Here is a 6,370-nt window from a genome sequence, read left to right as displayed (position 1 = left end):
ACCAGATCGCGGGGCGGGCCATCGTCCCGGAGCTGTTACAGGAGGAGGCCCGCCCGGAGGACATCGCCGCTGCGCTGGTGACCCTGCTGGATGGACCTGCGCGCGCAGCGCAGCTCGAGGCACTGGAAGACATGTGCGCTCTCCTGGGTGACGGGGGATCCGATCGGAAGGTCGCCGCCATCGCCGCCGACATGTTGTCCGAACGGTCCTGAGAGGGATGTGCCATGAGGGATGAATTCGGCAGTGTGTCAGGTTTCCGGATGCGGTCCGGCGGCTCGGGCGCCGGCTTGAAAACGCGAGGTGCATCGCGGATGCTGTACGCCTTCATCGGCCTGGGCGGCGACGCCTTTGGTGACAGAACGGAGATACCAATGCTGACGCGGGGCCGGCTCGCATCGATGCTATCGCTGGTTCTTTGCCTGGGAATGCTCGCGGGAGCGACCTGTGCTGGATTACCGTTGGCGACGGATCAGCTCTCTGAGCGTCTTCCGGACATGCTGCAGGAGGTCCTGCCCGGGGTGGTGAATATCGCGACCCGGGCCCGGGTCGCGTCGAGCGAGCATCCACTTCTGAACGATTCCTTCTTCAGGCGCTTCTTCGAACTCCCGGACAACAGTCAGGGCACGGAGACCCTCAGCGCCGGATCCGGGGTCATCGTCGATGCGGCCCAGGGGTATATCATCACCAACTATCACGTGGTCGAGGGCGCCGACGAGATTCAGGTCACCCTCAGCGATCGTCGTCGCGTGCGCGCGGCCGTCATTGGGGTCGATCCGGAGTCCGACCTTTCGGTACTCAAGGTGCAGGCGGACAATCTCAAGGCCGTTGCGCTGGGAAACTCCGACGCGCTGCGTGTCGGGCACATCGTGTTTGCGATCGGCAATCCGTTCGGACTCAGCCAGACGGTCACCTCCGGGATCGTGAGCGCCCTGGGGCGAACGGGCCTTGGTATCGAGGCCTACGAGGATTTCATCCAGACCGATGCCTCCATCAATCCGGGGAACTCAGGTGGGGCGCTGGTCAACACCAAGGGTGAACTGATCGGTATCAACACGGCCATCGTGGGCCCGGGAGGGGGGAACGTCGGCATCGGCTTCGCGATCCCGAGCAACTTGGTCAGCGACATCATGGGGCAAATCGTCCGGCACGGAGAGGTCCGCCGGGGTGAGCTCGGGGTCGTGGCGCAGGATCTCACCCAGGAACTGGCCTCCGCGTTCGGGCTGCCACTGGAAGGTGGGGCCGTTGTGATCGAGGTGGCCGAAGATTCCCCGGCCAGCAAGGCCGGTATTCATCGAGGCGATATCGTCACACGTGTCAACGACAGGCCAATCCGCAGCGCCAGCCAGATACGCAATACCCTGGGACGCCTGAGGGCGGGGACGGAGGTCAAGTTGCGGATCGTTCGCAAGGGACAGGTTAGGACGCTACATGCGACGATCAGCGAACCCCGCCGCGTCATGACGGACGCGGGGCAGTTTTCGGCACCGCTCGCCGGGGCCAGGTTCGGGGAACCGCCTTCGACCGAGAACCCGCAGGCCGCGGTCATCGGGGTTCCGGTCGTCGAGGTGATGCCGGGCAGTCCCGCCTGGCACGCCGGTTTGCGGCCCGGTGACATCGTCACAGGCGTGAACGGGGTGTCGGTCAAGACGGTGGAGCAGGCCCAAAAGGCCCTGCAGCGGGTTCGCCAGGGGGTGACGCTCAACATTCTTCGTGGCAACGGCGCGGTGCATATCGTCGTACGATAGTGGATCCGGTCGGAGAATCCAGTGCCGGCGCGGCCTGTCGCGGATATACGAGACGGAGTCAATCGATTGTCCAATGACGCGCTCAAGGAGCTGACTACGTCGATCGCGACGGAGATGCGCAGGCTCGATCTCTGGGCGACGGTATCGCCGCCGCTCGGCGCGATGCGCAGCGATACCCCCTTCTGTGCCGATGCGCTCGAATGCGAGCAGTGGCTGCAATGGGTCTTTCTGCCGCGTCTCGCGGAGGTACGATCCGGTTCGTTGCGGCCCCGGTTTCGGAGCAACGTGGCCGCATATTGTGAGGCGTGTTTTTCGATGCGCGGGATACGCGCGGAGACCCTGCTTGCCCTGACTCGCAGGTGCGATGAAATCCTCGGTGAGATGGTTTCGCTGAACGCGTCAGACGACACGGAATCGGGGTGATCGCGGGGTCGGAACCGCGCGCGCCTGGCCGGTTGCTAGATCCAGTCTCTGGGGCGAAGAAAATCGCTGTACAGTCGTGCCTCCTCGCTCCCGGGAGTCGGGTGCCAATCGTATTCCCATCTTACCAGGGGCGGCAGGGACATCAGGATCGATTCGGTTCTCCCGCCCGATTGCAGGCCGAACAGGGTGCCCCGGTCGTAGACGAGGTTGAATTCGACGTAACGTCCACGCCGGTAGAGCTGGAATCTGCGCTCACGCTCGCCGTGAGGAAGGTGTCTGCGGCGTTGCACGATCGGGAGATAAGCATCCAGATAGTGGTCGCCGACGCTGCGCAGGAATTCGAAACTGCGGACGAATCCCCACTCGTTGAGATCGTCGAAGAACAGACCTCCGATCCCGCGCGTCTCTGCCCGATGCTTTAGGAAGAAATATTCGTCGCACCACGCCTTGTAGCGAGGGTACACCTCGTCACCCCAGGGTGCGCAGGCCGCCCGTGCCACCCGATGCCAGTGTCGCGCGTCTTCCTCGAATCCGTAGTACGGCGTGAGATCGAATCCGCCACCGAACCACCAGACCGGCGCTTCATCGGGCTTTTCGGCGATGAAGAAGCGTATATTGGCGTGCGAGGTAGGGACGTAGGGGTTGCGCGGGTGGATCACCAGCGATACGCCCATGGCCTGATAGGCCCTTCCCTCCAATTCCGGTCGGGCGGCGGTTGCCGAGGGAGGTAATTCCCCACCGGTCACGTGTGAGAAGTTGACGCCGGCCTGCTCGAACACCGCACCCGCCTGGAGCACACGTGTTCTCCCGCCTCCGCCTTGTTCACGGTCCCACCGGTCTTCGCGGAATGCCTTGTCGTCGTCCTCGGACTCGATCGCGGCGCAGAGCTGGTCCTGGAGATCAAGCAGATAGTGCTTCACCGCGAGGGTGTCGGGTACCAGTGTCATCGGTCGTCCTGTTGCACTTGCGCAAAGGCTTTGAATCCTAACCCATGGTACTGCCAGCGCGCATCGAGGATTCATCGTTCCCCCCAGGTCGCAGCAAGCGACCGGAGCGTGCATCGTAGATCTTCGTCGGTGAGGCCCGCCGGTCCACCGGGCCGTCAAGCAGGTAGTCGATGCGGCCGTCAAACCAGGCACGGACCTCGGCGGCCGTTCTGGCCGGTGGACCTCCGCTGAGGTTCGCGCTGGTCGAGACGATCGCCATGCCCGCCGCCCGACATAGGGCCGAGGCCACGGGATGCGCCGTGACGCGGACCGCGAGCGTCTCGTGGCCACCGCGCAGCAGCCTTGGCGCCCAGGGTCTTGCTGGCATCAACCAGGTGACGGGGCCTGGCCAGGTGCGGTGGATCCGAGCCAGAATCTCGGCCGGGATGGGGGCCAGGTAAGGGCGCAGTTGCCGAAAACCCGATGCGATCAGGATCAGGCCCTTGGCGGCGTCGCGCTGTTTCAGACGCAGAAGGCGCCTCAGCGCGCCGGGATCGAGCGGGTCGCAACCGAGCCCGAAAACGGCCTCGGTTGGATAGGCGATCACGCCGCCTCCTCGCAGGGCCCGCGCTGCCGCGAGGATGCTTCGCCCGCCGCAGACGCGTATGGCCTGCTCTGGTCGGGTTATCGTACCTGCGCGTTGCCCCAACGCAGGCTAACTCCCCGAGGCGCGTTTCTTCTTCGGCGCGGCCTTTCGCCTTGCCTTCTTCTCCGGGGCCTCCGCAAGGAGCTTTTGGCATTGTTCCAGCGTCAGCGAGGCCGGATCCTCACCCTTGGGCACCCTGGCGTTTTTCTTCTTGTCCGTGATGTAGGGTCCGTAGCGGCCGTTGAGGACCTGGATGCCTTCGTCCGCGAATTCCTGAATCAGACGGTTCGCATCGGCTTGCTTCTTCTCCTCGATGAGTTCGAGTGCGCGCTCGAGGGCGATGGTATGAGGGTCGTCGTCACGGATGGATACGTACTTCTTGCCGTATTTCACGTAGGGACCGAAGCGGCCGATGTTGGCCTCCACCGGCTCGCCGGCGGCTGTTTCACCCAGTGCGCGTGGCAGGTGGAAGAGCGCCAGTGCCTCTTCAAGCGAGATGGTGTCGATCTTCTGACCCGGCCTCAGCCCAGCGAATCTCGGTTTCTCCTCGTCGTCGCGTGAGCCAACCTGGGCGAATGGACCATATCTGCCCAGTCTTACGGAGACTGGTTTTCCGGTTTTGGGGTCGGTGCCGAGTTCCCGGGCCTGGACAGCGTCATTTCGCGTAACGGACTGCTCCTTTTCGTCGATCAGGGACTTGAACGGTTTCCAGAACTCCTCCATGACCGGCACCCACGTCTTTTCCCCCCGGGATATCTCGTCCAGCTCGTCCTCGAGCTGTGCAGTGAAATCGTAGTCCACGTACTTGGTGAAATGTGAGGTCAGGAAGCGGTTGACTATGCGACCGATATCGGTGGGATGAAAGCGCCGGTTCTCGAGTTCCGCGTACTTGCGGTCCTGCAGGGTGGAAATGATGCTCGCGTAGGTGGAGGGGCGCCCGATGCCGAATTCCTCGAGTGTCTTGACCAGACTGGCCTCCGAGTATCGCGGCGGCGGTTCGGTGAAGTGCTGATCGGTGCGGATCTCAACCAGTTCCACTTCCTCCCCCTCCTTGAGCGAGGGTAGAAACCGTTCGTCGCTTTCCACCCGTATGTCGTCCGTACCTTCCCGGTAGACCCGCATGAAGCCGGGTTCCCGGATGTGGGAACCGGTGGCGCGGAAGCTCGCGCCCGGCCCGCAGCCGAGGTCCACGGCCACCGTGTCGAGGGTCGCGTGGATCATCTGACAGGCCACGGTTCGTTTCCAGATCAGCTCGTAGAGTCGCGCCTGATCCCGGTCAAGATGGGCCGAGATCTCCTCGGGCGAGCGCCGTGCCGAGGTCGGCCGGACGGCCTCGTGGGCCTCCTGCGCATTCTTGGCCTTGGTCTTGTAGAGGCGCGGTGAGTCCGGGACCATCTCGGCACCGTATCGTTCCGCGATGAACTCGCGCAGTTCCTGCAATGCCTCGTTGGCCAGATTGACCGAGTCCGTACGCATGTAGGTGATCAGGCCGACCGGTCCCGTTCCAAGGTCCACGCCCTCGTAGAGCTGTTGCGCCACGCGCATCGTCTTCCTGGTGGAGAATCCGAGTTTGCGCGCCGCTTCCTGCTGTAGCGTCGAGGTGATGAAGGGCGCGGCGGGGTTGCGCCGGCGCTGTTTCTTCTCCACGGAGTCGATGGTCAGCTTGCCGCCGGCGGACTTCAACAGGGAGTTCCGGGCCTCCGTGGCCGCCGCTTCGGTGGCGATATCGAACTGTTTCAGCTTGTTGCCGCCGTAGATGTTCAGCCTGGCGATGAAGTCCGCGTCGTCCTTTTTCGCATCCGCGTCGATGGTCCAGTATTCCTGTTTCACGAACGCGTCGATCTGTTCTTCGCGTTCGACGATCAACCGCAGCGCGGGACTCTGGACCCGGCCCGCCGAGAGCCCGTTCTTGATCTTTTTCCAGAGCAGGGGCGAGAGGTTGTAACCGACCAGATAGTCCAGTGCGCGTCTGGCCTGCTGCGCGTCGACGAGTTCGTTCGACAGATCCCTCGGATGCGCCACGGCGTCGTTGATCGCACGCTTGGTGATCTCGTGAAAAACAACGCGGTGTACGGGTTTGCCCTTGATCCGGTTTTTCTCCTTCAGCAGTTCGTACAGGTGCCAGGAGATGGCTTCCCCCTCGCGGTCGGGGTCGGTCGCCAGATACAGCGCATCGGCCTTGGCCAGCGCCTTGCCGATGGCGTTGACGTGCCTTTCGCTTTTCTCGATCACCGCGTAGTTCATTCTGAATCCGTTTTCCGGTTCCACGGCGCCGGACTTGGAGATCAGGTCTCTGACATGACCGTAGGAGGCCATCACCTCGTAGTCCTTCCCGAGGAACTTCTTTATGGTCTTGGCCTTGGCGGGCGATTCGACGATGACAAGGTTCTTGCTCATTGGGGATAAGTCGGAATGATTGGGTTGGTTTGTCTGGCCCGGATGCGCAACACTAAGGAGAGACGGCGCCTCGTGACACCGTTAGGATCCCGTCTAGGAGCCTGTCGGCCTTAGGAACAATCTACTGCGCTGATGGGAGAGCGGCCAAAAAATCCCCGATTTCTCGTTGCGTAGGCCCACTATGCGCCTCGAAATCGTAAACTTTTTGTCTCGTTCTCCCACCATGCTCGCTA

6 protein-coding genes are annotated in these 6,370 nt (G+C 62.9%); 3 read left to right on the top strand and 3 right to left on the bottom strand.

All coding sequences use genetic code 11. From position 1 onward, the window contains the following. The 3 genes from LJE91_15825 to LJE91_15815 form a co-directional block, all read left to right on the top strand. On the top strand, positions 1–212 hold a 212-nt coding region (locus tag LJE91_15825), incomplete at its 5' end, for a lipid-A-disaccharide synthase (GenBank protein ID MCG6870138.1). 12 nt (positions 213–224) lie between these two features. Then, a complete protein-coding gene (locus LJE91_15820) occupies positions 225–1,745 on the top strand; it encodes a Do family serine endopeptidase (protein MCG6870137.1) in 1,521 nt (506 codons plus the stop codon). Positions 1,746–1,811: 66 nt separating this feature from the next. Next, positions 1,812–2,168, top strand: coding sequence for a YqcC family protein (locus LJE91_15815; GenBank protein ID MCG6870136.1), 357 nt, complete (start codon positions 1,812–1,814; stop codon positions 2,166–2,168). A gap of 35 nt (positions 2,169–2,203) precedes the next feature. On the opposite strand, the gene hemF is transcribed toward LJE91_15815, so the two are convergent. The 3 genes from hemF to LJE91_15800 all read right to left on the bottom strand — a co-directional run bounded on the left by hemF (position 2,204) and on the right by LJE91_15800 (position 6,137). After that, complete coding sequence (hemF, locus tag LJE91_15810) at positions 2,204–3,115, bottom strand: oxygen-dependent coproporphyrinogen oxidase (GenBank protein ID MCG6870135.1); 912 nt, start codon at positions 3,113–3,115, stop codon at positions 2,204–2,206. Between the two features lie 37 nt (positions 3,116–3,152). Further along, the gene (locus tag LJE91_15805) at positions 3,153–3,737 is read right to left on the bottom strand and encodes a Sua5/YciO/YrdC/YwlC family protein (protein MCG6870134.1); all 585 of its coding nucleotides are present in this window, start codon (positions 3,735–3,737) and stop codon (positions 3,153–3,155) included. A gap of 72 nt (positions 3,738–3,809) precedes the next feature. Beyond that, a complete protein-coding gene (locus LJE91_15800) occupies positions 3,810–6,137 on the bottom strand; it encodes a DNA topoisomerase I (protein ID MCG6870133.1) in 2,328 nt (775 codons plus the stop codon). Positions 6,138–6,370 lie beyond the last annotated feature (233 nt).

This window comes from Gammaproteobacteria bacterium (assembly GCA_022340215.1).
Taxonomy (GTDB): Bacteria; Pseudomonadota; Gammaproteobacteria; order JAJDOJ01; family JAJDOJ01; genus JAJDOJ01.
Note: the sequence above shows the minus strand (reverse complement) of the source record. Positions and strands in the feature narration are given on the sequence as shown.